Source organism: Geodermatophilus sp. SYSU D01036 (genome assembly GCF_054050435.1).
In genome coordinates this window covers 1-24,326 of sequence record NZ_JBJGZJ010000033.1, presented here as the reverse complement: position 1 = coordinate 24,326, position 24,326 = coordinate 1, and the positions used below count along the sequence as shown (strand labels likewise).

Annotated in this window: 21 protein-coding genes; 11 read left to right on the top strand and 10 right to left on the bottom strand. The window is 74.2% G+C overall.

What is annotated here, in order from left to right:
* Positions 1-74: 74 nt before the first annotated feature.
* Both ACI8AR_RS21685 and ACI8AR_RS21680 read right to left on the bottom strand, forming a co-directional pair.
* Complete coding sequence (locus ACI8AR_RS21685; protein WP_457052841.1) at positions 75-1,247, bottom strand: NAD(P)/FAD-dependent oxidoreductase; 1,173 nt, start codon at positions 1,245-1,247, stop codon at positions 75-77.
* On the bottom strand, positions 1,244-1,567 hold the full coding sequence (locus tag ACI8AR_RS21680) for a bifunctional 3-phenylpropionate/cinnamic acid dioxygenase ferredoxin subunit (protein ID WP_457052840.1): 324 nt from the start codon (positions 1,565-1,567) through the stop codon (positions 1,244-1,246). The genes ACI8AR_RS21685 and ACI8AR_RS21680 overlap by 4 nt, the downstream gene beginning before the upstream one ends.
* A gap of 125 nt (positions 1,568-1,692) precedes the next feature.
* Between ACI8AR_RS21680 and ACI8AR_RS21675 the strand changes: the two genes are divergently transcribed.
* The 8 genes from ACI8AR_RS21675 to ACI8AR_RS21640 all read left to right on the top strand — a co-directional run bounded on the left by ACI8AR_RS21675 (position 1,693) and on the right by ACI8AR_RS21640 (position 12,818).
* A complete protein-coding gene (locus tag ACI8AR_RS21675) occupies positions 1,693-2,493 on the top strand; it encodes an IclR family transcriptional regulator (protein ID WP_457052839.1) in 801 nt (266 codons plus the stop codon).
* Positions 2,494-2,687: 194 nt separating this feature from the next.
* On the top strand, positions 2,688-3,809 hold the full coding sequence (locus ACI8AR_RS21670) for an aromatic ring-hydroxylating oxygenase subunit alpha (RefSeq protein WP_457052838.1): 1,122 nt from the start codon (positions 2,688-2,690) through the stop codon (positions 3,807-3,809).
* Positions 3,810-4,026: 217 nt separating this feature from the next.
* Positions 4,027-5,343 carry a serine hydroxymethyltransferase gene (locus tag ACI8AR_RS21665; RefSeq protein WP_457052837.1) on the top strand — a complete coding sequence of 439 codons (1,317 nt, stop codon included), beginning with the start codon at positions 4,027-4,029 and terminating at the stop codon, positions 5,341-5,343.
* Positions 5,340-6,572 carry a sarcosine oxidase subunit beta family protein gene (locus ACI8AR_RS21660; RefSeq protein WP_457052836.1) on the top strand — a complete coding sequence of 411 codons (1,233 nt, stop codon included), beginning with the start codon at positions 5,340-5,342 and terminating at the stop codon, positions 6,570-6,572. The genes ACI8AR_RS21665 and ACI8AR_RS21660 overlap by 4 nt, the downstream gene beginning before the upstream one ends.
* A 44-nt stretch (positions 6,573-6,616) precedes the next feature.
* Complete coding sequence (locus tag ACI8AR_RS21655) at positions 6,617-6,895, top strand: sarcosine oxidase subunit delta (RefSeq protein ID WP_457052835.1); 279 nt, start codon at positions 6,617-6,619, stop codon at positions 6,893-6,895.
* The gene (locus ACI8AR_RS21650; protein ID WP_457052834.1) at positions 6,892-9,762 is read left to right on the top strand and encodes a 2Fe-2S iron-sulfur cluster-binding protein; all 2,871 of its coding nucleotides are present in this window, start codon (positions 6,892-6,894) and stop codon (positions 9,760-9,762) included. The genes ACI8AR_RS21655 and ACI8AR_RS21650 overlap by 4 nt, the downstream gene beginning before the upstream one ends.
* On the top strand, positions 9,755-10,345 hold the full coding sequence (locus tag ACI8AR_RS21645) for a sarcosine oxidase subunit gamma (protein WP_457052833.1): 591 nt from the start codon (positions 9,755-9,757) through the stop codon (positions 10,343-10,345). Before ACI8AR_RS21650 ends, ACI8AR_RS21645 begins: the two co-directional genes overlap by 8 nt.
* A 4-nt stretch (positions 10,346-10,349) precedes the next feature.
* Complete coding sequence (locus ACI8AR_RS21640) at positions 10,350-12,818, top strand: GcvT family protein (protein ID WP_457052832.1); 2,469 nt, start codon at positions 10,350-10,352, stop codon at positions 12,816-12,818.
* A gap of 50 nt (positions 12,819-12,868) precedes the next feature.
* Here the strand turns inward: ACI8AR_RS21640 and ACI8AR_RS21635 are convergent, their stop codons facing one another.
* Entirely contained in the window at positions 12,869-13,537 is a 669-nt protein-coding gene (locus tag ACI8AR_RS21635; RefSeq protein WP_456928597.1) for a GntR family transcriptional regulator, read from the bottom strand.
* Between the two features lie 139 nt (positions 13,538-13,676).
* On the opposite strand from ACI8AR_RS21635, the gene ACI8AR_RS21630 reads away from it, so the two are divergent.
* Positions 13,677-15,050, top strand: a complete 1,374-nt coding sequence (locus ACI8AR_RS21630) for an L-serine ammonia-lyase (RefSeq protein WP_457052831.1) — start codon at positions 13,677-13,679, stop codon at positions 15,048-15,050.
* Positions 15,051-15,060: 10 nt separating this feature from the next.
* The gene (gene purU, locus ACI8AR_RS21625) at positions 15,061-15,909 is read left to right on the top strand and encodes a formyltetrahydrofolate deformylase (protein ID WP_457052830.1); all 849 of its coding nucleotides are present in this window, start codon (positions 15,061-15,063) and stop codon (positions 15,907-15,909) included.
* A gap of 603 nt (positions 15,910-16,512) precedes the next feature.
* On the opposite strand, the gene ACI8AR_RS21620 is transcribed toward purU, so the two are convergent.
* Positions 16,513-17,037, bottom strand: a complete 525-nt coding sequence (locus ACI8AR_RS21620; RefSeq protein ID WP_457052829.1) for a ferritin — start codon at positions 17,035-17,037, stop codon at positions 16,513-16,515.
* Between the two features lie 98 nt (positions 17,038-17,135).
* On the opposite strand from ACI8AR_RS21620, the gene ACI8AR_RS21615 reads away from it, so the two are divergent.
* Positions 17,136-17,321 carry a hypothetical protein gene (locus tag ACI8AR_RS21615; RefSeq protein ID WP_110910195.1) on the top strand — a complete coding sequence of 62 codons (186 nt, stop codon included), beginning with the start codon at positions 17,136-17,138 and terminating at the stop codon, positions 17,319-17,321.
* Between the two features lie 51 nt (positions 17,322-17,372).
* Here the strand turns inward: ACI8AR_RS21615 and ACI8AR_RS21610 are convergent, their stop codons facing one another.
* The 6 genes from ACI8AR_RS21610 to treZ form a co-directional block, all read right to left on the bottom strand.
* A complete protein-coding gene (locus ACI8AR_RS21610) occupies positions 17,373-17,591 on the bottom strand; it encodes a hypothetical protein (RefSeq protein ID WP_387993576.1) in 219 nt (72 codons plus the stop codon).
* A gap of 307 nt (positions 17,592-17,898) precedes the next feature.
* Positions 17,899-18,966 (bottom strand): DNA polymerase domain-containing protein, encoded by a 1,068-nt coding sequence (locus ACI8AR_RS21605; protein WP_457052828.1) that lies wholly within the window; start codon positions 18,964-18,966, stop codon positions 17,899-17,901.
* 27 nt (positions 18,967-18,993) lie between these two features.
* The gene (locus ACI8AR_RS21600; RefSeq protein ID WP_457052827.1) at positions 18,994-20,562 is read right to left on the bottom strand and encodes an alpha/beta hydrolase; all 1,569 of its coding nucleotides are present in this window, start codon (positions 20,560-20,562) and stop codon (positions 18,994-18,996) included.
* Positions 20,563-20,611: 49 nt separating this feature from the next.
* Positions 20,612-21,682: an ATP-dependent DNA ligase gene (locus ACI8AR_RS21595; RefSeq protein WP_457052826.1), complete on the bottom strand. Its 1,071-nt coding sequence runs from the start codon at positions 21,680-21,682 to the stop codon at positions 20,612-20,614.
* A 70-nt stretch (positions 21,683-21,752) separates the two neighbouring features.
* A complete protein-coding gene (locus ACI8AR_RS21590) occupies positions 21,753-22,475 on the bottom strand; it encodes a dihydrofolate reductase family protein (RefSeq protein WP_457052825.1) in 723 nt (240 codons plus the stop codon).
* Positions 22,475-24,226: a malto-oligosyltrehalose trehalohydrolase gene (gene treZ, locus ACI8AR_RS21585; protein ID WP_457052824.1), complete on the bottom strand. Its 1,752-nt coding sequence runs from the start codon at positions 24,224-24,226 to the stop codon at positions 22,475-22,477. Before treZ ends, ACI8AR_RS21590 begins: the two co-directional genes overlap by 1 nt.
* Positions 24,227-24,326: the final 100 nt, after the last annotated feature.

Sequence of the window (24,326 nt, the reverse complement as noted above, 5' to 3'; positions counted from 1 at the left end):
CGGGGGCGGTCGGGCGGCCGGTCCCGGGCCGGCCGGCTCGGCACGTGCTCCGGGCCGGAGGGACCGGCCCGGACTCAGGAGGCGGTCGGCACGGCAGCGCGCAGCTGCCGGCGCCACCGGGTGAACAGGCGCGGCTGGTCCATCCCGAGGACGGCCACGGGGTGTCCCTCGCGCTCGTAGACCACCAGGAAGCAGCGGTCGGCGCAGCTGCCCTCCAGCACGCGGGCGACGTCGCCCTCGCGGCGCGAGCCCGCGAACTGGATGCGGGTGCCGTACTGGTCGGACCAGAAGTACGGCACCGGCGCCGGCGCGGGCGTCGCGGTGCCCAGGAGCGTGGCGACCGCGGTGGCCGGCTGCTCGAGGGCGCTGGTCCAGTGCTCGGTCCGGACGTGCCGCGCCGCGGCGGGCGACCACGCCGCGGCGCAGTCGCCGACCGCGACCACGCCCGGGGTGTCCGTCGCGCCGCGGGGGTCGGTGAGGACGCCGTCGCCGAGGGCCACGCCCGACCCGGCGAGCCACTCGGTGTTCGGGACGGCCCCGATCCCCACGACCACCACGTCGGCGGGCAGCCGCGTGCCGTCGGTGAGCTCGACGGCCTCGACCCGGCCGCTGCCGACGAGCCCGGCGACGCCGGTGCCGGCCAGCAGGCGGGTCCCGTGGTCGGCGTGCAACCCGGCGCAGACCGCGCCCATCTCGGCGCCCAGCGGGCCGGCGAGCGGAACGGGCAGGGCCTCGACGACGGTGACCTCCAGCCCCAGCGTGCGGGCCGTGGAGGCGACCTCCGCCCCGATGAAGCCGGCGCCGATCACCACGAGGCGGCCGCCGGCGGCCAGGTCCTCGCGCAGGGCGATCGCGTCGTCCAGGGAGCGCAGCACGTGCACGCCGGCGAGCCGCTCGCTGCCGCGCAGGCGCCGGGCGCGGGCGCCGGTGGCGAGGACGACGCCGTCCGCGCGGACCTCGCCGCCGTCGTCCAGCAGCACCGAGCGGCCGGCCCGGTCCAGGCCGACCGCCCGGGTGCCCAGCCGCCACTCGAGGTCGAGGCCCTCGTCGTCGGGCGTGCCCAGGGCGACGTCCTCCAGCGACGCCGCGCCGGCCAGGAACTCCTTGGACAGCGGCGGGCGGTCGTAGGGGGCGTGCGGCTCGTCGCCGACGACCACGACCCGGCCCTCGTAGCCCTGGTCCCGCAGGGCGCGGGCCGCGGAGAGGCCGGCCAGTGAGGCCCCCACGACGGCGACCGTGGAGGTCACGCAGCCCCCTCCTCCCCGACGTCTGCGGGCTCGACGTACAGGAGGCCGTCCTCGACCACGACCCGGTGCGTGCGGACCGGCGTCCTGGCCGGCGGGCCGGACACCTTCCCGGTGCGCAGGTCGAAGCAGGAGGCGTGCAGGGGGCACTCCACGGCGCAGCCCTCCAGCCACCCGTCGGCCAGCGAGGCGTCCTGGTGGGTGCACGTGTCGTCGATCGCGTAGAACTCGCCGTCGACGTTGAAGACCGCGATGGGCTCGTCGGCCTCGACGCGGATCGCCTCGCCGGGCGGCAACGCGGTCGTGGGGCAGACCGGGATCATGGGCGCTCCAGGCTCACTGTTGCGGATGTTGCAACGATGCGCTGATAGCGCAACAGCATGGAGGTGTGGCGTCGCCCCGTCAAGGGACAGGCCGGCCCCCGCCGCCCGCCACCTACGCTGAGGTCATGAGCGGGCCGCAGGAGGAGAACGGGGAGCGGGGCTCGGTCGCCGTCGTCCAGTCCGTGGACCGGGCCCTGAGCGTCCTGGAGATCCTCGCAGCCCAGGGGGAGGCCGGGGTCACCGAGATCGCCGCCGAGCTCGGGGTGCACAAGTCCACCGCCTTCCGACTCGTGGCCGCGCTCGAGAACCGGGGCTTCGTCGAGCAGCTGGCCGACCGCGGCAAGTACCGGCTGGGCTTCGGCGTCGTGCGCCTGGCCGGCGCGGCCGCCGCGCAGCTGGACATCGCCCGGGAGGGGCGGCCGATCTGCCAGGCGCTGGCCGCCGACCTCGAGGAGACCGTCAACATCGCCATCCTGGACGGCGACCGCGCCGTGAACGTCAGCCAGGCCCGCGGGCCGGCGGCGCTCAGCACGCACAACTGGGTGGGACAGGGCACCCCGCTGCACGCGACGTCGAGCGGCAAGGTGCTCCTGGCCCACGCTCCCGACACCGTCCGCAAGGGTGTGCTCTCCCGCGAGCTGCAGCGCTTCACCGCCGCCACGGTCACCGATCCCGAGGTGCTGCGGCAGGAGCTGGACCGGGTCGTCGAGCGGGGCTGGGGTTCCACGGTCGAGGAGTACGAGGTCGGGCTCAACGCCGTCGCCGCGCCGGTCCGGGGTGCGGACGGGGACGTGGTCGCCGCCCTCAGCGTCTCCGGGCCGTCCTTCCGGATGGGCCCCGAGGACTACCCGGCGATCGCCCGGCGGGTGGTCTCCGGCGCCGACGAGCTGAGCCGGAGGCTGGGCTTCTTCCGCCAGCCCCGCTGACCCGGCGGGGTGCGCCCCGGGGACCGGCGGGCCGCCGGACTGTTGCGTCTGGCGCGATGCACTGATTAATGTGCAACACGCCGGTCGTCTGGACCCGCTGCGGACGGCGACCGCGGTTCGTCGCAGGCGATGCGTCGTGCGACGTCGAGCGTGTCCTCCACACCGCACCGCCCGACGGAACCCCGAGGTGCCGTATGACCACCACCGACCGGCCCGCGAGCCTCATCCCCACGCTGCCGGGTCACTACTACACCGACCCCGCCGTCTTCGCGCTGGAGCAGTCCCGCGTCTTCGAGGACATGTGGTTCGGCGCCGTGCGCTCGAGCGACCTCCCGACGCCAGGGTCCTTCAAGAAGGTCCAGGTGGGGCGGGAGAGCGTGCTCGTGGTCCGCAGCCGGGACGGGCGCCTGCGGGCGTTCCTCAACGTCTGCCGGCACCGGGGCGCGCAGATCTGCACGGAGGAGTCGGGAACGGTCAGGCGGGCCTTCCAGTGCCCCTACCACGCCTGGACGTACGACCTCGAGGGCAAGCTGGTCGCGGCCCCCAACCTGACGAAGATGCCCGACGTCGACCGCGTGGCGTACGGCCTCGTGCCGGTGGCCCTGCGCGAGTGGCTGGGCTACGCGTGGGTGTGCCTGGCGGCGGAGCCCCCGTCCTTCGAGGACGAGGTGGTGGGTGCCGTCGCCGAGCGGCTCGGGGACGCGCGGGTGATCGAGCGCTACGAGCTCGACTCGCTGTTGGTCGGTCGCCGCATCACCTACGACGTCCGGGCCAACTGGAAGCTCGTCATCGAGAACTTCATGGAGTGCTACCACTGCGCGACGATCCACCCGGAGCTCACCGAGGTGCTCCCCGAGTTCGCCGACGGGTACGCCGCGCAGTTCTTCGTCGGCCACGGCGCCGAGTTCGGGGACGACGTCCAGGGCTTCACCGTCGACGGCGGCGAGGGCTTCGACCGGCTCCCGGGCGTCGAGGAGGACCAGGACCGGCGCTACTACGCCATCACGGTCAAGCCGACCGTCTTCGTCAACCTGGTGCCCGACCACGTCGTCTTCCACCGGATGTTCCCGGTGGCGGTCGACCGCACGATCGTCGAGTGCGACTGGCTGTACTCGCGCGAGGTGGTCGAGTCGGGCCGGGACGTGAGCCGGTCGGTGGAGCTGTTCCACCGGGTGAACGAACAGGACTTCGCCGCCTGCGAGCGGACCCAGCCGGCCATGTCCTCCCGCGCCTACGCCGACGGCGGGGTGCTGGTGCCCTCCGAGCACCACATCGGACTGTTCCACGAGTGGCTGACGCAGCGACTGTCGGGCTGATCCGGCACGTTGCGCCGGGGGCCGGGAGGGCGACGTCCTCCCGGCCCCACCGTCGTCCCGCCGGCGCGGGGCCCGTCGAACGTCCGCGGGCCTGAGGGCGAGCTCGACCGGCCCGGGCCGCGTGCTCGTCCCCTTGACCCTGGCAGACTGCTGGCCTACGGTGTTGCACGACTGATATACCAGTCATCGAACGACCCCCTGACAGGGAGGACCCGTCATGGCCGTCCAGGTCGACACCGCTCCGTCCGTGGCGGCCGGCGTGCTCGACCGGCCGCTGGCGGACACCGACCCGGAGGTCGCCGCCGCGATCTCCGCCGAGCTGGCCCGGCAGCAGACCACGCTGGAGATGATCGCCAGCGAGAACTGCGCCCCGGTGGCGGTCATGCAGGCCCAGGGCTCGGTGCTGACCAACAAGTACGCCGAGGGCTACCCGGGCCGGCGCTACTACGGCGGCTGCGAGCACGTCGACGTCGTCGAGCAGCTGGCGATCGACCGGCTGACGTCCCTGTTCGGGGCCGAGTACGCCAACGTGCAGCCGCACTCCGGTGCCCAGGCCAACGCCGCGGCGATGTCCGCCCTGCTGGAGCCCGGCGACACCGTCCTGGGGCTGGACCTCGCCCACGGCGGCCACCTGACCCACGGCATGCGGCTCAACTTCTCCGGGAAGCTCTACGACGTCGCCGCCTACCACGTGCGCCGCGAGGACCACCGGGTCGACATGGCCGAGGTGGCCGAGCTGGCGCGGGAGCGGCGGCCCAGGCTGATCATCGCCGGCTGGTCGGCGTACCCCCGCCACCTGGACTTCGCCGCGTTCCGCCGGATCGCCGACGAGGTCGGCGCCTACCTGATGGTGGACATGGCGCACTTCGCCGGGCTCGTCGCCGCCGGGCTGCACCCCTCCCCGGTGCCGCACGCGCACGTGGTCACCTCGACCACCCACAAGACCCTCGGCGGCCCGCGCGGCGGGTTCGTCCTCGCCACGGCCGACCTGGCGAAGAGGTTCAACTCCGCGGTCTTCCCCGGCCAGCAGGGCGGCCCGCTGGAGCACGTGATCGCCGCCAAGGCCGTCGCCTTCAGGCTGGCCGCGCAGCCGGCGTTCCGGGAGCGCCAGGAGCGCACCCTCGCCGGCGCCCGGATCCTGGCCGAGCGGCTGCTGGCCCCCGACTCCCGCGCGGCGGGCATCGGCGTGGTCAGCGGCGGCACCGACGTCCACCTCGTGCTCGTGGACCTGCGGGAGTCGGAGCTCGACGGCCGGCAGGCCGAGGACCGGCTGCACTCCGTCGGCATCACCGTCAACCGCAACGCCGTGCCCTTCGACCCCCGCCCGCCGATGGTCAGCTCGGGCGTGCGCATCGGCACCCCGGCGCTGGCCGCCCGCGGCTTCGACGTCGACGACTTCGCGGAGGTGGCCGACGTGGTCGCCACCGCGCTGCGGCCCTCGGTGGACGGGGAGGTGCTCGCCGGCCTCCGCGCGCGGGTGACCCGGCTGGCCGGCCGCCACCCGCTCTACCCCGACCTGACGGAGGTCCCGTGAGCCCCCGCACCCCCGGCGCCGACCTGCCCGAGCACCCGGACTCCCTCTGGCGCGACGCGGAGCCGAAGCGCTCCTACGACGTCGTCGTCGTCGGCGGCGGCGGGCACGGCCTGGCCACCGCCCACTACCTGGCGCAGAACCACGGCATCACCGACGTCGCGGTGCTGGAGAAGGGCTGGCTGGCCGGCGGCAACATGGCCCGCAACACCACGATCATCCGGTCCAACTACCTGTGGGACGAGAGCTCGGCGATCTACGAGCACTCGCTGAAGCTGTGGGAGGGGCTCGAGGAGGACCTCGGCTACCCGATCCTGTTCAGCCAGCGCGGCGTGCTCAACCTCGCCCACACCCTGCAGGACGTCCGCGACAGCGTGCGTCGGGTCGAGGCCAACAAGCTCAACGGCATCGACGCGGAGTGGGTCGAGCCGGACGAGGTCCGCAAGCTCTGCCCGGTCGTCAACACGTCGGCCGACATCCGCTACCCGGTCCTGGGCGCGACGTACCAGCCGCGCGCCGGCATCGCCAAGCACGACTACGTGGCCTGGGGCTTCGCCCGCCGGGCACACCAGGCCGGCGTCGACCTCGTCCAGGACTGCGAGGTCACCGGCTTCGCCACCGACGGCGACCGGGTCACCGGGGTGCACACCACCCGCGGCACCATCGCCGCCGGCAGGGTCGTCCTCTGCGCGGCCGGTCACACCTCCGTGCTCACCGACATGCTCGGCATCCGCGTGCCGCTGCAGAGCCACCCGCTGCAGGCGCTGGTCTCCGAGCTGCTCGAGCCGGTGCACCCCACGGTCGTCATGTCGAACGCGGTGCACGTGTACGTCTCCCAGGCGCACAAGGGCGAGCTGGTCATGGGCGCCGGGATCGACTCCTACAACGGCTACGGCCAGCGCGGCGCCTTCCACGTCATCGAGCGGCAGATGGCCGCCGCCGTCGAGCTGTTCCCGGTGTTCGCGCGGGCGCACCTGCTGCGCAGCTGGGCCGGCATCGTCGACGTCAGCCCCGACGCCTCACCCGTCGTCGGCCGCGCCGGCTACGACAACCTCTACCTCAACTGCGGCTGGGGCACCGGCGGGTTCAAGGCCACCCCCGGCATCGGCTGGGCCCTGGCGCACACCGTCGCCCACGACGAGCCCCACCCCTTCGTCGCGCCGTTCGGTCTCGACCGCTTCGTCACCGGCGCGCTCGTCGACGAGCACGGCGCGGCCGCCGTCGCCCACTGAGCCGTCGCCCACTGAGCCGTCGCCCACTGATCGAGGAGTCCTCCGTGCAACTCATCGCGTGCCCGTGGTGCGGCCCCCGCGAGGAGGTCGAGTTCGCCTACGGCGGGCAGGCCCACGTCCCGTACCCGGACGACCCCGCCGCGCTCTCGGACGAGCAGTGGGCGCACTACGTCTTCTTCCGCGACAACACCAAGGGCCGCTTCGCCGAGCGCTGGCACCACAGCGCCGGCTGCCGCCGCTGGTTCACCGCGATCCGCGACACCGCCACCTACCGCTTCGAGCGCGTCTCCCGCCCCGACGACCCGAGGCCGGTGACCCCGTGACCAGCCCGTTCCGCACCGCCGAGGGCGGCCGCATCGACCGCGGCACCACCGTCGAGTTCACCTTCGACGGGCAGACCCTCCCCGGCCACCCCGGCGACACCCTGGCCTCCGCACTGCTCGCGAACGGCCGGCACCGGGTCGCCACCAGCGTCAAGCTCGGCCGGCCCCGGGGCATCGCCGCGGCCTGGGCCGAGGACCCGGGCGGGCTGGTGCAGATCGAGGAGCCCTTCCCCGAGCCGATGCTGCTGGCCACCACCGTCGAGCTCTCCGACGGGCTGGCCGCCTCCGGCCTGCCGGGGCGGGGCCGCCTGGCCGACGTCCCCGACTCCGCCCGCTACGACGCGGTCCACCACCACGTCGACGTGCTGGTCGTCGGCGCCGGACCCGCGGGGCTGGCCGCCGCGCTCACCGCCGCCCGGGCCGGGGCCCGCGTCGCGCTGGTGGACGAGCAGTCCGAGGCCGGCGGGTCGCTGCTGTCGGGCACCGACCGGCTCGACGACGCCCCGGCGCCGGACTGGGTGGCGGAGGCGGTCGCGGAGCTGGCCGCGCGCCCGGAGGTGCGGCACCTGCAGCGCACCACCGCGTTCGGCAGCTACGACGACGGCTTCGTCCTGGCGCTCGAGCGGCGGACCGACCACCTCGGGACGGCCGCGCCCCGCCACCTGTCCCGGCAGCGGGTGTGGCGGTTGCGGGCCCGCACGGTGGTCGTCGCGACCGGGGCGCACGAGCGCCCGGTCGTCTTCGCCGACAACGACCGCCCCGGGACCATGCTCGCCGGCGCCGCCCGCACGTTCCTGCACCGCTACGGCGTGCTGCCCGGCCGCGAGGCCGTCGTCTTCACGACCAACGACAGCGCCTACGACGCGGCCCTCGACCTCTCCCGCGCCGGGGTGCGGGTGCAGGCGGTGGTCGACGCCCGGCCGGCGGGCTCGCCGCGCCGGTCCGAGGAGTGCGAGCAGGCCGGGATCCGGGTCCTGCCCGGCGCCGTCGTGACCGGCACGCGGGGCGTCGAGCGGGTGACGCACGCCCTCGTCGCCCCGTACGCCGACGGCGAGGTCGGCGTGAGCAGCGCGATCCCCTGCGACCTGCTGCTGGTCAGCGGGGGCTGGAACCCCGCGGTGCACCTGTTCAGCCAGGCCCGCGGCCGGCTCCGCTACGACGAGACCCTCGGCGCCTTCCTCCCCGGGGAGGAGCTCGACGGGCTGGCAGTCGCCGGCTCGGCCGCCGGCGTGACCGACCTGGCCGGTTGCCTGGCCGACGGGCAGCGGGTGGCCCGCGCGGCCCTGACCTCGCTGGGGATCGCGCCGGCGGGGGAGGACCGGCTGCCCACCGCCCCGGAGCCCGTCCCGCCGGCCGCGCCGCTGGTGCTGTGGCGGGTGCCGGACACCTCCGGCGCCGACGGCAGCACGCAGTTCGTCGACCTGCAGCGCGACGCGACGGTCGCCGACGTCGTCCGCGCGGTCGGCGCCGGCCTGCGCTCCATCGAGCACGTCAAGCGCTACACGACCATCGGCACCGCGCACGACCAGGGTAAGACCTCCGGCGTCCTCACCTCCGGGATCGTCGCCGAGCTGCTCGGGGTCCCGGTGCAGGACACCGGCACGACCACGTTCCGGCCGCCGTACACCCCCGTGGCCTTCGCCGCGCTGGCCGGCCGCGACCGCGGCCGGTTGTTCGACCCCGAGCGGGTCACCGCCCTGCACGGGTGGCACGTGGCGGCCGGGGCGGTCTTCGAGGACGTCGGGCAGTGGAAGCGGCCCCGCTACTACCCGCGTCCCGGGGAGGACATGGCGGCCGCCGTCCTCCGCGAGTGCGCCGCCGCCCGCACCGGCGTCGGCATCCTGGACGGCTCCACCCTCGGCAAGATCGACGTCCAGGGCCCCGACGCCACCGTCCTGCTGGACCGGCTCTACACGAACCTGATGAGCAGCCTCAAGGTCGGCTCGGTCCGGTACGGCGTCATGTGCGGCGTCGACGGCATGGTCGTCGACGACGGCACGGTGCTGCGCCTGGCGGAGGACCGCTTCCTCGTCCTCACCACCACCGGCGGCGCGGCGAAGGTCCTCGACTGGATGGAGGAGTGGCTGCAGACCGAGTGGCCGGACCTGCGGGTCCACTGCACCTCGGTCACCGAGCAGTGGGCCACCCTCCCCGTCGTCGGCCCCCGCTCCCGCGACGTCGTCGGCGCCGTCTTCCCCGAGGTGGACGTCTCCGCCGAGGCCTTCCCGTTCATGACCTGGCGGGACACCGGCCTCGAGGGCGTGCCGGTCCGGCTGGCCCGGATCAGCTTCTCCGGCGAACTCGCGTTCGAGGTCTACGTCAACCCCTGGTACGCGGTCGCGGTGTGGGAGCGGCTGCTCGAGGCCGGCCGCCCGCACGGCATCACCCCCTACGGCACCGAGACGATGCACGTCCTCCGCGCGGAGAAGGGCTACCCGATCATCGGGCAGGACACCGACGGCACCGTCACCCCGCACGACCTCGGCATGGCCTGGGCGGTGTCGAAGAAGAAGCCCGACTTCGTCGGCAAGCGCTCGTTCGCCCGGCCGGCCAACCAGGACCCGTCGCGCAAGCAGCTGGTCGGGCTGCTGCCGGTGGACCGGGAGACCGTGCTGCCGGAGGGCTCGCAGATCGTCGAGTTCGCCGCCGACGGCGAGCTGCCGCCCCCGCCGGTCCCGATGCTGGGCCACGTCACCTCCAGCTACCGCAGCGCCGAGCTCGCCCGCCCCTTCGCGCTGGCCCTGCTGAAGGGCGGCCGGGACCGCATCGGCGACACCGTCCACGTCCCCGTCGACGGCACCCTCGTCCCGGTCGAGGTCACCGGCTCGGTGCTGGTCGACCCGGAAGGAGCTCGCCGCGATGGCTGAGCTGACCCGCACCCACCCCCTCGAGGCGTGGACCGGCGCCTTCCAGCGACTGCCCGAGACGATCGGCATCACCGCCGAGCCGTTCGTCGCGACGGTCGACGTCCGGCTCGGCGCGGTGGACGCCGCGGCGACGGCGGCACTCGGCGTCGCGCTGCCGACGACCCCGAACACCTGGGTGCCGGCCGGCGCCGGGCGGGCCGTCTGGCTCGGCCCCGACGAGTGGCTGCTCACCAGCACCACCGAGGCCCCCGAGGAGCTGGAGGCCCGGGTCCGCGCCGCCGTCCTGCCGCTGGGCGGCACCGCGACCGACGTCTCCGCCCAGCGGATCGGCCTGCGGCTCACCGGCGCGCGGGTGCGCGACGTCCTGGCCCGGGGCTGCTCGATCGACCTGCACCCGCGGGTGTTCGGCCGGGGGAGCAGCGCCCAGAGCACGCTGGGCCGGGCGGGCGTCGTCCTGCTCGGCCTGTCCGACACCGGCGACGACGTCGTCGTCCTCGTCCGGTCGTCCTTCGCCGGCTACCTGGCCGACTGGCTGCTCGACGCGGCCCTCGAGTTCACCCCCACCACCGCTGGTCAGGAGTAGAGCCATGTCCACCACGCCTCGTGTGGTCGTCATCGGAGCGGGCATCGTCGGGGCCAACCTGGCCGACGAGCTGACCGCCCGCGGCTGGGACCGGGTCACCGTGGTCGACCAGGGCCCCCTCCCGCTGACCGGCGGGTCCACCTCGCACGCCCCCGGGCTGGTCTTCCAGACCAACGCCTCGAAGACGATGACCGCCTTCGCGAGCTACACGGTCGAGAAGCTCCTGGGCCTCGACGTCGACGGCGCCTGGTGCTTCAACCAGGTCGGCGGCCTCGAGGTGGCCACCACCCCGGAGCGGCTGGCCGACCTGCACCGCAAGCAGGGCTGGGCCACCTCCTGGGGTGTCGAGGCGCGGGTGGTCGACGTCGACGAGTGCGTGCGGCTGCACCCGCTGGTCGACGCCGGCCGCATCCTCGGCGGCCTGCACGTCCCCACCGACGGCCTGGCCAAGGCGTCCCGGGCGGTCGTCGCCCTGGCCCGCCGCGCCGAGGCGCGGGGCGCCCGCTTCCGGGGCGCGACGCGGGTGACCGGCATCGAGCAGGCCGGCGGCCGGGTGACCGGGGTCCGGACCCCGGACGGCGTCATCCCCGCCGACGTGGTCGTCTCCTGTGCCGGCTTCTGGGGCCAGGAGCTCGGCGCGATGGTCGGGATGGCCGTGCCGCTGCTGCCGCTGGCCCACCAGTTCGTCTGGACCGGTCAGGTGCCCGACCTCGTCGGCCGCAACGACGAGCTCACCGAGGCGAGCCTGCCGATCCTGCGCCACCAGGACCAGGACCTCTACTTCCGGGAGCGCGCCGACCGTCTCGGGATCGGGTCCTACGCCCACCGGCCCATGCCCGTCGACCTGCGCGAGCTGCCCCAGGACGACGGCGTCCGCGAGTCCGCGATGCCCTCGATGCTGCCCTTCACCGAGGAGGACTTCGCCCCGGCCTGGGAGCAGAGCCGGCTGCTGCTGCCCTCGCTGCGCTCGGCGAAGGTCGACACCGGCTTCAACGGCGTCTTCTCGTTCACCCCCGACGGCGCCCCGCTGGTCGGGGAGTCGCGGGATGTCGCCGGCTTCTGGATCGCCGAGGCGGTCTGGGTGACGCACTCGGCCGGGGTGGCCCGCTCGGTGGCCCAGCTGCTCGTCGACGGCCGCAGCGAGGTCGACCTGCACGGCTGCGACGTGCACCGCTTCGAGGACGTGCAGCTGGCGCCGGAGTACGTCAGCGAGACCTCGCAGCAGAACTTCGTCGAGGTCTACGACGTGGTCCACCCGCTGCAGCCCCGGCTCTCGCCGCGCGACCTGCGGGTCAGCCCCTTCCACGCCCGGCAGCAGGAGCTCGGCGCGGTCTTCCTCGAGGCCGCCGGCTGGGAGCGGCCGCACTGGTACGAGGCCAACGCCGGCCTGGTGGACGAGCTGCCCGCGGAGTGGGTGCCGCCGGAGCGCGACGCGTGGGCGGGGCGGTTCTGGTCCCCGATCGCGGCGGCCGAGGCGTGGCGGACCCGCACCGCCGTCGCGATGTACGACATGACGCCGCTCAAGCGGCTCGAGGTCAGCGGCCCCGGCGCCCTCGCCCTGCTGCAGCGGCTGACGACCGGCGAGATGGACAAGTCCGTCGGGTCGGTGACCTACGCGCTCGCCCTCGACGAGGCCGGCGGCATCCGCAGCGACCTCACCGTGGCCCGGCTCGGGGAGCAGCTGTTCCAGGTCGGCGCCAACGGCCCCCTCGACCTCGACCACCTCCTGCGCGAGGCGCCGGACGACGGCAGCGTGCAGGTCCGCGACGTCACGGGCGGCACCTGCTGCATCGGCCTGTGGGGGCCGCGGGCCCGCGACCTGGTCCAGCGGGTCAGCACCGATGACTTCTCCCGGGACGGGCTGAAGTACTTCCGCACGAAGCGGGCCCGCATCGGGGGAGTGCCGGTGACGGCGATGCGCCTGTCCTACGTCGGCGAGCTCGGCTGGGAGCTCTACGCGAGCGCCGACACCGGCCGGCGGCTGTGGGACGTGCTGTGGCACGCCGGCCAGGACCTCGGGGTGGTCGCGGCGGGTCGCGCGGCCTTCAACAGCCTGCGGCTGGAGAAGGGCTACCGCGCCTGGGGCCACGACATGACCACCGAGCACGACCCGTACGAGGCCGGTCTCGGGTTCGCCGTCCGCCGGCAGAAGCAGGCCGACTTCGTCGGGCGGGCGGCGCTCGCCGGCAGGAGCGAGGACACCGTGACCCGCCGGCTGTCCTGCCTGACCGTCGACGACGGCCGCAGCGTCGTCCTCGGTCACGAGCCGGTCCTCGTCGACGGCGCTCCGGCCGGCTACGTGACCAGCGCGGCGTTCGGGCACACCGTCGGCAGGCCGATCGCCTACGCCTGGCTGCCGGCCTCGGCGACCGTCGGCACGAGGGTCGAGATCGAGTACTTCGGCCGCCGCGTCCCGGCGACCGTCGCCGCCGAGCCGCTCGTCGACCCGGAGATGACCCGCATCCGCGGCTGAGGGGAGACCCCGTCCCCGCCCCCCACGACCGGCGGGGGCGGGGCGTCGGCTCAGATGACGGCGCGGATCGTCCGCTCGAAGCCGAGGACGTGCTCGCGGGCGAGGTCGTCGGCCCGGTCGGCGTCCCCGGCGGCGATCGCCCGGAGCAGCTCCACGTGTTCCCGGACGTGCACGTCCACCGTGGGGAGCCGGTCGAGGAACAGGCAGAAGATCCGTGTCGCCAGGTTGTCGTAGCGGATCAGGACGTCCTCGAGGTGGGGGTTGCCCGCGGCCCGGTAGATGGTCCGGTGCACGGCGAGGTCCCACCGCATGAGCTCGGCCCGGTCGACCTCGGCGACGTCCAGCTGCTCGATGTGCGCGGCCAGCTCCTCGAGGCCGGCCGCCCCGGTCCGGGGGGCGCGCTCGGCGGCCCGGCGGGCGGCCAGCGGCTCGAGCTGCGCCCGGATCTCGGAGATGTGCGCCAGGTCGGAGATGTCCATGCCGGTCGCGAACGTGCCCCGCCGCGGGTAGGACACCACGAGCCGGTCGCCCTCCAGCCGCTTGAGCGCCTCGCGGACGGGGGTCCGGCCCACGCCCAGCGCCCCGGCCAGCTCGTCGTCGTCGATCGGGTCGCCCGGCCGGATGTCCAGCATGATCAGCCGGTCCCGGATCGCCACGTAGGCCCGGTCCGCCAGGGAGGTGGCGGCCGAGGGGTCCGACTCCAGCGGTGCGGCGGTCACGCGCAGATCGTAGAGGCGGACGGCCATCGGGTCTTGCCTCGCCAGAGGGATCGACATACCGTGATTCTACTACTGATATACCAATCCCCTGCCTACTCCTGTGGCAGCTCACGTCGCGGTGGGGGAGAGGGAGGCACGGGTGACCATCAGCGCCTTCGACCTCTTCAGGGTGGGGATCGGCCCGTCCAGCTCGCACACCGTCGGGCCCATGCGGGCCGCCTGCGCCTTCGCCGCCCGCCTGGCCGGGGAGGGGCTGCTCGGGCGGGTGGCCGGCGTCCGGTGCGAGCTGTTCGGCTCGCTCGGCGCCACCGGGCACGGCCACGGCACCGTCCCGGCCGTCGTCCTCGGCCTGGAGGGCGAGCAACCCGACCTCGTCGACCCGCGCGCGGCCGGGCCCCGGGTCGAGACCGTCCGCCGCGAGGGCCGGCTGCTGCTGGCCGGCACGCGGCCCGTCGACTTCTCGGTGGACGACGACGTGGTGCTGCACCGGCGCCGGCGGCTGGACTTCCACAGCAACGGCATGCGCTTCGTGGCCGTCGACGCCGCAGGCGCCCCGCTCTGCCGCCGCGAGTACTACTCGGTGGGCGGCGGCTTCGTCCTCGACGAGGACGAGGCGCGCGCCCCGGTGGCCGTCGAGGACGGACCGCCGGTGCCCTTCCCCTTCCGCACCGGCGAGGAGCTGTTGGCGCACACCCGGGTGACCGGGCTGCGGATCAGCGACGTGGTGCTGGCCAACGAGCTGACCCGGCGGAGCGAGGCGGAGGTCCGCGCGGGGCTCCTGCACGTCTGGGCGGTGATGCAGGAGTGCGTGGAGCGCGGCGCGCGGACCACCGGCGTCCTGCCCGGGGGCCTCGCGGTCCGCCGGCGCGCGGCCGCGCTGCGCGCCCGGTTGGAGACGGGCGCGGACGAGACCGACCCGCTGCGCGCGATGGAGTGGGTGACCCTCTACGCCCTGGCGGTCAACGAGGAGAACGCCGCCGGCGGGCGGGTGGTCACCGCGCCGACCAACGGCGCCGCCGGCATCGTCCCGGCCGTCCTGCACTACTACCGCGACTTCGTCGGCTCCTGCTCCGAGGACGGGGTGGTGCGCTTCCTGCTCACCGCCGCGGCGATCGGGCTGCTGTTCAAGGAGAACGCCTCGATCTCCGGCGCGGAGGTGGGCTGCCAGGGCGAGGTCGGCTCGGCCTGCTCGATGGCCGCCGCGGGCCTGGCCGAGGTCCTCGGCGGGACGCCGGAGCAGGTGGAGAACGCCGCCGAGATCGGCATCGAGCACAACCTCGGCCTCACCTGCGACCCGGTGGGCGGGCTGGTGCAGATCCCGTGCATCGAGCGCAACGCCGTCGGCTCGATCAAGGCGATCACCGCGGCCCGCATGGCCGTGCGCGGGGACGGCCGGCACCACGTCCCGCTCGACACGGCCATCAAGACGATGCGCGAGACCGGCGCCGACATGAAGGACGCCTACAAGGAGACCGCCCGTGGCGGGCTGGCCCTCAACCTGGTCGAGTGCTGAGGAGGCACCCGTGTCCTACCCCTTCACCCTCACGCTCAGCTGCCAGGAGCGCCCCGGCATCGTGCACGCGGTCAGCTCGTTCCTGTTCGAGCACGGCTGCGACATCGTCGAGCACCAGCAGTTCGACGACGCGGTCCGCGGCCAGCTGTTCCTGCGGACGGCGTTCGTCTGCGCGCAGGACACCGACGCCGACCGCCTGTCGGAGGGGTTCCGGGCGGTGGCCGACGAGTTCGGCATGGCCTACCAGGTCACCGGTGGCCAACCGCAGCGCGTGCTGGTCATGGTGTCCAGGCTCGGCCACTGCCTCAACGACCTGGTCTTCCGGTGGCGGGCCGGCAGCCTCGGCGCCGACCTGGTCGCCGTGGTCTCCAACCACGAGGACCTGCGCCCGATGGCCGAGGCGGCCGGGCTGCCGTTCTCCCACGTGCCGGTGACGCCGGCGACCAGGCGCGAGGCCGAGGCGCGGCTGCTCGAGCTGGTTGACGAGCACCGGGCCGACCTGGTCGTGCTCGCCCGGTACATGCAGGTGCTCTCCGACGAGACGTGCGCCGCCCTGCACGGCCGGATGATCAACATCCACCACTCGTTCCTGCCGGGATTCAAGGGCGCCAAGCCCTACCACCAGGCCTTCGACCGCGGTGTGAAGCTCGTCGGCGCGACGGCCCACTACGTCACGCCCGACCTGGACGAGGGGCCGATCATCGAGCAGGAGGTCATCCGCATCGACCACACCTTCGACCCGCGCGCCCTCGCCACGGTCGGCCAGGATGCCGAGGCCCTGGCCCTGTCCCGGGCGGTGCGCTGGCACAGCGAGCGGCGGGTGCTGCTCAACGGCAACAGCACGGTCGTCTTCCGCTGATCCCGGCCGACCGCCGGCGCGGCGTCCTGCCGGGCCCCGGCTCCGAACGGGCCGCTCGACGCGCTGACCTGCGCTCTCGTGGCCACGGGCGGCCCGGCGCGGGACGCCGGGTCAGGCGTTCTCGTCGGCCGGCTTCCGGGCCCGGGACGGCTGGACCCGCATCGGCTCGCCCGGCATCTTCGGGGAGCGGAACCCGAAGGCGCTGTTCAGAGCGGCAAGAGCCCAGGTCGCCCGTGAGCGGAAGGGGGGAGGTTGTCGGGCGGGTTCCCGCGCCCGGAGATCGCCCAGGTGCCCGTCCCGTGCCCCCCGGTCCTCATCCTCGCCCCGCCGTCGACGACGTGTGGCGAGTCGCCTCGAGCAAAGCCCACCCCGGCCGTGCGACGGCGCGGGCACAGCAGCGCAGCAGGCCGCCGAGGTCGGAACCGGTCGGCGACGGGAGGAGCGCCGCCCCTACGGCTTCCGTCGCCACGGCGCCGGCCTCGTCGTCGGCGGCGTCGTGGTGTCCTCCTACGACGAGAACGCCTGCACGAGGACGAACGCCGGCACGAGCGTGACGAGGATGCGTACCGGGACCAACAGGTCGGTCAGCGGGATGCCCTCGGCTCAGGCCCCTGCCACCGGTGGTGCGGTGGGGTCGGCCGCCTCGGTCGTGACTTCCCGGAGCACGTAGTCCTCGATGCTCTCCAGGTCGTGGGTGGAGCGTTTCACGATCGTGAGCAGGTCGCTCATCTTGCTGACCTCCTCGATCTGCTCCTTGATGAACCACTGCATGAACTGGTCGGAGGCGAAGTCGTTCTCCCGCCGCGCGATCCCGATCAGCGCGCCGATCTGCTCGGTGACCCGCTTCTCCTGCTCCAGCGCCAGGGCGACCGGCGCGACGACGTCGGGGAACTCGTTGACCGGGGCCGCGACGGCGGGGATGCGCACCGGCGCGTCGGAGTCGAGCAGGTAGCGGACCATCATCATGGCGTGCTGCCGCTCCTCGAGCGCCTGGTCGAAGAAGAGCTGCGCCGTCCGGGGCATGGTCAGCTGGTCGAAGTACACCGCGCAGGAGACGTACTGCTGGTGCGCGGCGAACTCGTTGCCGATCTGCGTGTTCAGCAGCTCGACGAAGGCGGGGGCGGCCATCGGGACTCCCGGACGTGTGCGGTGGCGGTCACCGGACGTTAACCGGTGACCCGCCGGTGCCCGTGGATCACCCGCGAAGGGAAGGCTAGCCTCACCGGGTGGCCAAGTCGGCGGGCATGCCCAAGAAGAAGTGTTGCCAGGACAGGCCGCGATGCAAGCGGTGTCCCCTCCGTGCCCTCGCCGAAGGGACGCTCCCGCCGGGCTACACGGTCAAGAAGCGCCGCCTGGTCAAGCTGGACAAGGCCGACAAGGTGCTCGCCAAGAGCAGTCGGAAGGCTGCCTGATCCGTCCCTCCCCACCGCGCCGCCGGGCGGCGGTCAGCCCGCCTTGCGTGGTCACGGGCCCGTGTCAGCGCTGATGCGGGCCGCGGCCGCCGGGATCCAGTCGTGACTGGCATCGAGTCCCTCGGCGGTAGCTGCGGCGCGCAGGGTCGCTGCCGCCGTCTCGGGTGGCTGGCCCATCGCTCGATCTCTTGCCAGTTCGTACACGGCGAGCGCCTTCAGGCGCTGCTCGAGCGGTAGGCCCGCCAGCAGGCTTCTCCAGTCGTCCTCCACCCGTGAGGTCGTGCCCTCTGACACGCGGACCATGCCGGTCGTCCAGTCAGGATCACTCGCGAGGAGGGGAGCCGATGGTCCCGTCCTCTGGAGCGCTGACGGCCTTCACCATCGACCGGGTCAGCAGGCCGGCCGCGACGGCGGCGGCAGCCGCGATCGCGGACCGGAGCAGACGGTCTCTGAGATCCATGGCGACCTCCGGAGGGAGAGGTGTGCGACGGAGCGACGGGGGAGTACGCGAGCAGCACCGGAGGACGGGGGTTGCCTGTCGAGTGGGCGCTGCGCTTCGCTTGCGTCGAGCGCCGGATCACTCGTTGGCACTGGCAGGCCGCCTGGCGCGGCTGGGCTGCACCCGCATCGGCTCGCCCGGCATCTTCGGGTAGTCCGGCGGATAGGGCAGGTCGCCCAGGCCCTGGTCCGCGGCCTGGCGCTCGGCGAGCTCGAGCAGCGGCTCGATGGAGTAGGCGTGCCCGGCCAGCCCGGCGTGCTTGTCACCGACCGCCCGGAAGCGCTCCGGCATGGTCAGCACGGTGAAGTCGAACGGCGAGACGTCGGGCAGCTCGTCCCAGTCCAGCGGGGCGCTCACCGGCGCGTGCGGCTTGGGCCGGATGGAGTACGCCGAGGCGATCGTGCGGTCCCGGGCCATCTGGTTGTAGTCGATGAAGATCTTCTCGCCGCGCTCCTCCTTCCACCACGACATCGTCACGCGGTCGGGCAGCCGGCGCTCCAGCTCGCGGCCGAACGCGATCACCGCGCGGCGCACGTCGGTGAACGTCCACCGCGGCTGGATCGGCACGTACACGTGCACCCCGCGGCCGCCGGAGGTCTTCGGCCAGCCCTCCATGCCGAGCTCGTGCAGCAGCTCCCGCACGTGCGGCGCGACCCACACGGCGTCGGCGAAGTCGGTGCCCGGCTGCGGGTCCAGGTCGATGCGGATCTGGTTGGGCGACTCGACGTCGGTCCGGTCCACCGGCCACGGGTGGAAGGTGAGCGTGCCGAGGTTGGCGCACCACGCGACGACGGCGACCGAGTCCGGCGCGATCTCGTCGGCGGTCCGCCCGCTGGGGAAGGTGATGTGCGCCGTCGGCACCCAGTCGGGCGCGTTCTTGGGCACCCGCTTCTGGTAGAAGGCGTCGCCGGTGTTGTCCATCCGGGTCGACAGCCGCGCGCCCTCGAAGACGCCCCCGGGCCAGCGCTCCAGCGTCGTCGGCCGGTCCCGCAGGGCGAACAGGATGCCCTCGCCGACGCTGACGAAGTACTCGACGACGTCGATCTTCCGGATGCCGCGCTCGGCGAAGTACGGCTTCTCCGGGTTGGAGACCCGCACCTCGTGCCCGTCGACGGTCAGCGTGACCGCGTCCTTGCTGCTCGCCATCTGCTCAGCTCCCCGGTCCGGGGCGGCTCAGGCGGGGCACGTCAGCCCGTCCTGCGGCGCCGTGAGGTCGATCAGGTAGGCGTTGACCGCCGCCGTGACGCAGTCGGTCTTCGGGTACGCGGTGTGCCCCTGGCCCTGCCAGACCAGCAGCGTGCCGGCGGCGAGGTCCTCGGCCATGTCCTCGGCGCCGGGCAGCGGGGTCACCGGGTCCCCGGAGTTGCCGACGACGAGGATCGGCGCGCTGCCCTCGGCGTCCCGCTCGGGCAGTGGCGTGCGCGCGGCGTCCCACACGCCGCAGGTGTAGAGGCTGGAGGCGGCGCCGGCACCGAACAGCGGGTACCGCTGCGACCAGTCCTGCGCCAGCTGCAGCACCTCCTCCTCCGAGTACGCCTCGTCGTCGGGGGTGTCGGCGCAGTTGATCGCGATGTTGGCGTCGAGCTGGTTGGTGTACGTGCCGTCCTGGAGCCGGCCGTTGTAGGCGTCGGCGAGGGAGAACAGGCCGGCGGCGTCGCCGTTGCGCGCGGCGGCCAGCGCCTGCGACAGCTGCGGCCACGAGCCGGTGTCGTAGAGCGCGGCGGCGACGGCGGTGACGACCACCCCCGGCGTCGCGGTGCGGGTCTCCCCGGGCGTGCTGCTCGGGATCGGCGTGGTCGCGGCGGCGGTCAGCAGGTCCTGCACGAACGTCCGCGGGTCGGCGCCGACCGGGCATCCGGACACCAGGGCCACGCAGTTGGCGGCGAACGCGTCGAACCCGGCCTCCAGCCCGGCCGCCTGCGCCTCGGCGTCGGCCTGCGGGTCGGCGTCGGGGTCGACGGCGGCGTCGAGGACCATCGCGCGCACGTTCTCCGGGAACAGCTCGGCGTAGGTGGAGCCGAGCGTGGTGCCGTAGGAGTAGCCGAGGTAACTCAGCTGCTCGTCGCCCAGCGACTCGCGCAGCAGGTCCATGTCACGCGCGGTGTCGACGGTGTTGAACGTGCCGAGCGCGTCGCCGTACTCCTCGGCGCAGGCGTCGGCGGCCTCGTCGGTGAGCGCGAGGACCTCGTCCATCTGCTGCTGGGTGGTCGGCCGCGGCTCGGCGGCGACGATGCGGTCCTTGAGCTCGGTGGGGATGCACTCGACCGGCGTGGACAGGCCGACGCCGCGCGGGTCGAAGCCGACCAGGTCGAAGCGGCGCAGCACGTCCTCGGGCAGCGACAGCGCCAGGCTCAGCGCGGCGTCGGCGCCCGAGCCGCCGGGCCCGCCCGGGTTCACCAGCAGCGAGCCGATCCGGTCGGCCTGCCCGGCCAGCTTGGCGCGGACGAGGAACAGCGGCAGCGTCGCGCCCTCGGGGTCGTCGTGGTCGATGGGCACCTCGGTGCGGCCGCACTCGAAGGCGAGGTCGCGCTCGCTGCCCGGCGTCCCGGCGATGAGCTCGGTGATCTGCGCGTCGCAGTCGGTCCAGGTGATCGGCGCGGCCTCCGGCTCGGCCGGCGTCGAGGAGGCGCCCGACGACGAGGCGTCCGCCGAGTCCGAGCCCGAGTCCGAGAAGGAGCTACAGCCGGTGACCGCCAGGAGCAGCCCTGTCGAGGCGGCGAGGATGCCGCGGCGCAGACGCATGCTCACGACGGTAGGAGGCGCGCCGCGCCGGCCGCCCCGCAGGTGCCGGTCACCCGTTGAACACCTCGGCCAGGTCGTAGCGGACCGGGACCTCGAGCTGGTCGTAGGTGCAGCTCTCCGGCGTCCGGTCGGGCCGCCAGCGGAGGAACTGCCCGGTGTGCCGCAGCCGCCGTCCCTCGAGCTGGTCGTACTTGATCTCGACGACGAGCTCCGGGCGCAGCGGCACCCAGGACAGGTCCTTCTTCGCGTTCCACCGGCTCTGCGCGCCGGGCATCCGGTGCTCGCCGTTCTCCTGCACCTCGGCGTTCGCCCAGTCCTGCCACGGGTGCCCGTCGAGCGCCTGGGCCCGGTAGGGCGCCAGCTCCTCGACCAGCTCGGCCCGCCGCGCCATGGGGAACGACGCCGCGACGCCGACGTGCTGCAGGCCGCCGTCGTCGTAGAGGCCGAGCAGCAGCGACCCCACGACCGGCCCGCTCTTGTGCCAGCGGAACCCGGCGACCACGCAGTCGGCGGTGCGCACGTGCTTGACCTTGGTCATCAGCCGCTGGTCGGGGCCGTAGGGCAGGCCGGCGTCCTTGGCGACGACGCCGTCGAGGCCGGCGCCCTCGAACTCGTCGAACCAGCGCTGCGCGATCGCCGCGTCGCGGGTGACCGCGGTGACGTGCACCCGCTCGTGCCGGCGGTCCAGCACCTCGCGCAGCCGCTGCCGGCGCTGCGCGAACGGCGTCTCCATCAGCGACTCGTCCCCGAGGGCCAGCAGGTCGAAGGCGACGAAGTGCGCCGGCGTCTGCTCGGCCAGCAGGTCCACCCGCGACTTCGCCGGGTGGATGCGCTGCAGCAGCGACTCGAAGTGCAGCCGGTCGCCCTGCGGCACGACGATCTCGCCGTCGACGACGCAGCGCTCGGGCAGGGCCTCCTCGACCGCGGCCACGACCTCGGGGAAGTAGCGGGTCAGCGGGCGCTCGTTGCGGCTGCCGAGCTCCACCTCGTCGCCGTCGCGGAAGACGATGCAGCGGAAGCCGTCCCACTTGGGCTCGTAGAACAGCCCGTCCCCCGTCGGGAGCTTCGTCGTGGCCTTGGCCAGCATCGGCTTGACCGGCGGGAGCACGGGCAGGTCCATGCAGGTCAGTCAACCAGCGGACCCCTGCACCGGCAGACCACCGTCGACCGGACGGGTGGCGTGGCGGGACTCAGTCCACCGCGTAGCGGGTGAACAGGACGCCGTCCTCCTCGAGCACCTGCACCAGCCGCGGGCGGACGACGTCGCGCAGCGCCCGGTCCAGCAGCCGCGCCTGCCCGCCCACCAGCGCGGGGGAGACGGTGAGGTCGAGTTCGTCGACGACGCCCGCGTCCAGCGCCGCCGACAGCAGCGACGGCCCGCCCTCGCACAGCACCTGCTCGAAGCCGCGGTCGGCGAGCCGGTCCAGCGCGAGCGGCAGGTCCACGTCGGCGTCCCCGCACACCAGCACGTCCACCCCCGCGTCGGCCAGCGCGGCCCGGCGGCCGGCGTCCGCCGCGGCGCACGTCACCAGCAGCGTGGGCGGCCGCGCCAGCCGCCCCCCGGGCGCGAGCGAGGCGCGGCGTGACACCACCGCGACCGGCAGCTCCGGCGCCCGGCCGAGCGCCGCGCGCCGGCGCCCGACCGGCGAGTCCGCCGTCACCGGGCCGTAGCCCTCGCCGGCCGCCGTCCCGTGCCCGACCAGGACGACGTCGGCCAGCGCGCGCAGCGTCGAGAACACCCGGCGGTCGCCGGGCGAGCCGAGCCCCGCGCTGACGCCGTCCACGGTGACCGCGCCGTCGAGCGAGGCGACGAAGTCCACGCGGAGCGAGCGCCCGGGCGGCAGCGCGTAGGCCTCGGCCAGGTCGTCGTCGGTCAGGTCCGCCCCGTCGGGGGAGGGGAGCAGCCGGCGCATCAGCTGGTGAGGACGGCCGCGCTCTCGGCCGGGACGGTCACCGTCGCGCCGTCCACGGACGGCTCGTCGGCGGTCGCGAACAGCACCCCGGTGGCCGGGCGGTCCAGCTCCACCTGCTGCGGCTCCCCGGACAGGTTGGCCACCACCCGCAGCGCGCCGCGGTGCACCACGAGCACGCGGTCGTCGTCGTCCCAGCCGACCTCGACCGCCGACAGGTCCGGGTCGACCAGGTCCGGGTGCCGCCGGCGCAGCGCCAGCAGGGTCCGGTGCACCTCGAGCAGCCGCGCGTGCGGTTCCCGGCCGGGCTCGGACCAGTCCAGCTTCGAGCGGCGGAAGGTCTCGGGGTCCTGCGGGTCGGGCACCTCGTCGGCGTCCCAGCCGTGCTCGGCGAACTCGTTCTTGCGGCCCTCGGCCGTCGCGCGGCCGATGTCCGGGTCGGTGTGGCTGGTGAAGAACTGCCACGGCGTCGAGGCGCCCCACTCCTCGCCCATGAACAGCATCGGCGTGAACGGGCCGGTGAGCACCAGGGTCGCCCCGACGGCGAGCAGGCCGGGGGACAGCGTCGCCGAGACGCGGTCCCCGATGGCGCGGTTGCCGACCTGGTCGTGGTCCTGCAGGTAGCCGAGGAACTTCCACCCGGGCAGCCGCGCGGTGTCCACCGGCCGGCCGTGGGAACGGCGGCGGAAGCTCGACCACGTGCCGTCGTGGAAGAAGGCGCCGGTGAGGGTCTTGGCAAGCCCCGCGAGGCCGGCCTCGGCGAAGTCGCCGTAGTAGCCCTGCCCCTCGCCGGTGAGCGTCGCGTGCAGCGCGTGGTGGAAGTCGTCGCTCCACTGGGCGTGGATGCCGGCGCCGCCGGCCACGCGCGGGGTGACCATCCGGGGGTCGTTCAGGTCGCTCTCGGCGATGAGCGTGAGCGGCCGGCCGACCGCGACCGAGAGCCGGTCGACCTCCTGCGCCATCTCCTCGAGCACGTGGGTGGCACGCTCGTCGACCAGCGCGTGGACGGCGTCCAGCCGCAGCCCGTCGACGTGCATGTCGCGCAGCCACATCAGGGCGTTGTCCAGGATGTACCGGCGGACCTCGTCGGAGTCCGGCCCGGACAGGTTGACCGACTCGCCCCAGGTGTTCGCGCCGCCCTCGCTGAAGACCGGCATGAACAGCGGCAGGTAGTTCCCCGAGGGGCCGAGGTGGTTGTAGACGACGTCCTGGATGACGCCGATCCCGCGCTGGTGGCAGGCGTCGACGAACCGCTGGTAGGCCGCGGGCCCGCCGTAGCTCTCCTGCACCGTGTACCAGAGGACGCCGTCGTAGCCCCAGTTGTGGGTGCCGTCGAAGCCGTTGACCGGCAGCAGCTCGACGAAGTCGACGCCGAGGTCGGCGAGGTGGCCCAGCCGGTCGATGGCCGAGTCGAGGGTGCCCTCGGGGGTGAACGTGCCGACGTGCAGCTCGTAGACGACGCCGCCGGCCAGCGGGCGCCCGGTCCAGGCGCTGTCGCCCCACGCGTACGCCGACGGGTCGAACCGGCGGGACAGCCCGTGCACGCCGTCGGGCTGGCGGCGCGAGCGCGGGTCGGGGCGGGGCGTGTCGTCGTCGCCGAGCAGGTAGCCGTAGTCGGACTCCGGGCCGGCCTCGGCCTCGGCCCGCCACCAGCCGTCGTCGTCGCGGCGCATGTCGTGCACCGCGCCGTCGACCTGCAGGCGCACGCGCTCGGGCACGGGCGCCCAGACGGCGAACTCGACGGGTGCGGACATGCGGGGGCCTCCCAGCGGTAGTGCGGCTGACCGGTCCCTCTTGCCCGCTGCGGGCGCGGTCAACCGCGAGCGGCGGCCGGGGGAGCGGGTCCCCCGGCCG

Bases quoted from the DNA above. Each gene is read 5' to 3' on its own strand.
- ACI8AR_RS21680 (WP_457052840.1), bottom strand. From the start codon at position 1,567: ATGATCCCGGTCTGCCCCACGACCGCGTTGCCGCCCGGCGAGGCGATC.
- ACI8AR_RS21675 (WP_457052839.1), top strand. From the start codon at position 1,693: ATGAGCGGGCCGCAGGAGGAGAACGGGGAGCGGGGCTCGGTCGCCGTC.
- ACI8AR_RS21670 (WP_457052838.1), top strand. From the start codon at position 2,688: ATGACCACCACCGACCGGCCCGCGAGCCTCATCCCCACGCTGCCGGGT.
- ACI8AR_RS21665 (WP_457052837.1), top strand. From the start codon at position 4,027: ATGGCCGTCCAGGTCGACACCGCTCCGTCCGTGGCGGCCGGCGTGCTC.
- ACI8AR_RS21645 (WP_457052833.1), top strand. From the start codon at position 9,755: ATGGCTGAGCTGACCCGCACCCACCCCCTCGAGGCGTGGACCGGCGCC.
- ACI8AR_RS21640 (WP_457052832.1), top strand. From the start codon at position 10,350: ATGTCCACCACGCCTCGTGTGGTCGTCATCGGAGCGGGCATCGTCGGG.
- ACI8AR_RS21620 (WP_457052829.1), bottom strand. From the start codon at position 17,037: ATGGCCGCCCCCGCCTTCGTCGAGCTGCTGAACACGCAGATCGGCAAC.
- ACI8AR_RS21605 (WP_457052828.1), bottom strand. From the start codon at position 18,966: ATGGCGAGCAGCAAGGACGCGGTCACGCTGACCGTCGACGGGCACGAG.
- ACI8AR_RS21600 (WP_457052827.1), bottom strand. From the start codon at position 20,562: ATGCGTCTGCGCCGCGGCATCCTCGCCGCCTCGACAGGGCTGCTCCTG.
- ACI8AR_RS21595 (WP_457052826.1), bottom strand. From the start codon at position 21,682: ATGGACCTGCCCGTGCTCCCGCCGGTCAAGCCGATGCTGGCCAAGGCC.
- ACI8AR_RS21590 (WP_457052825.1), bottom strand. From the start codon at position 22,475: ATGCGCCGGCTGCTCCCCTCCCCCGACGGGGCGGACCTGACCGACGAC.
- treZ (WP_457052824.1), bottom strand. From the start codon at position 24,226: ATGTCCGCACCCGTCGAGTTCGCCGTCTGGGCGCCCGTGCCCGAGCGC.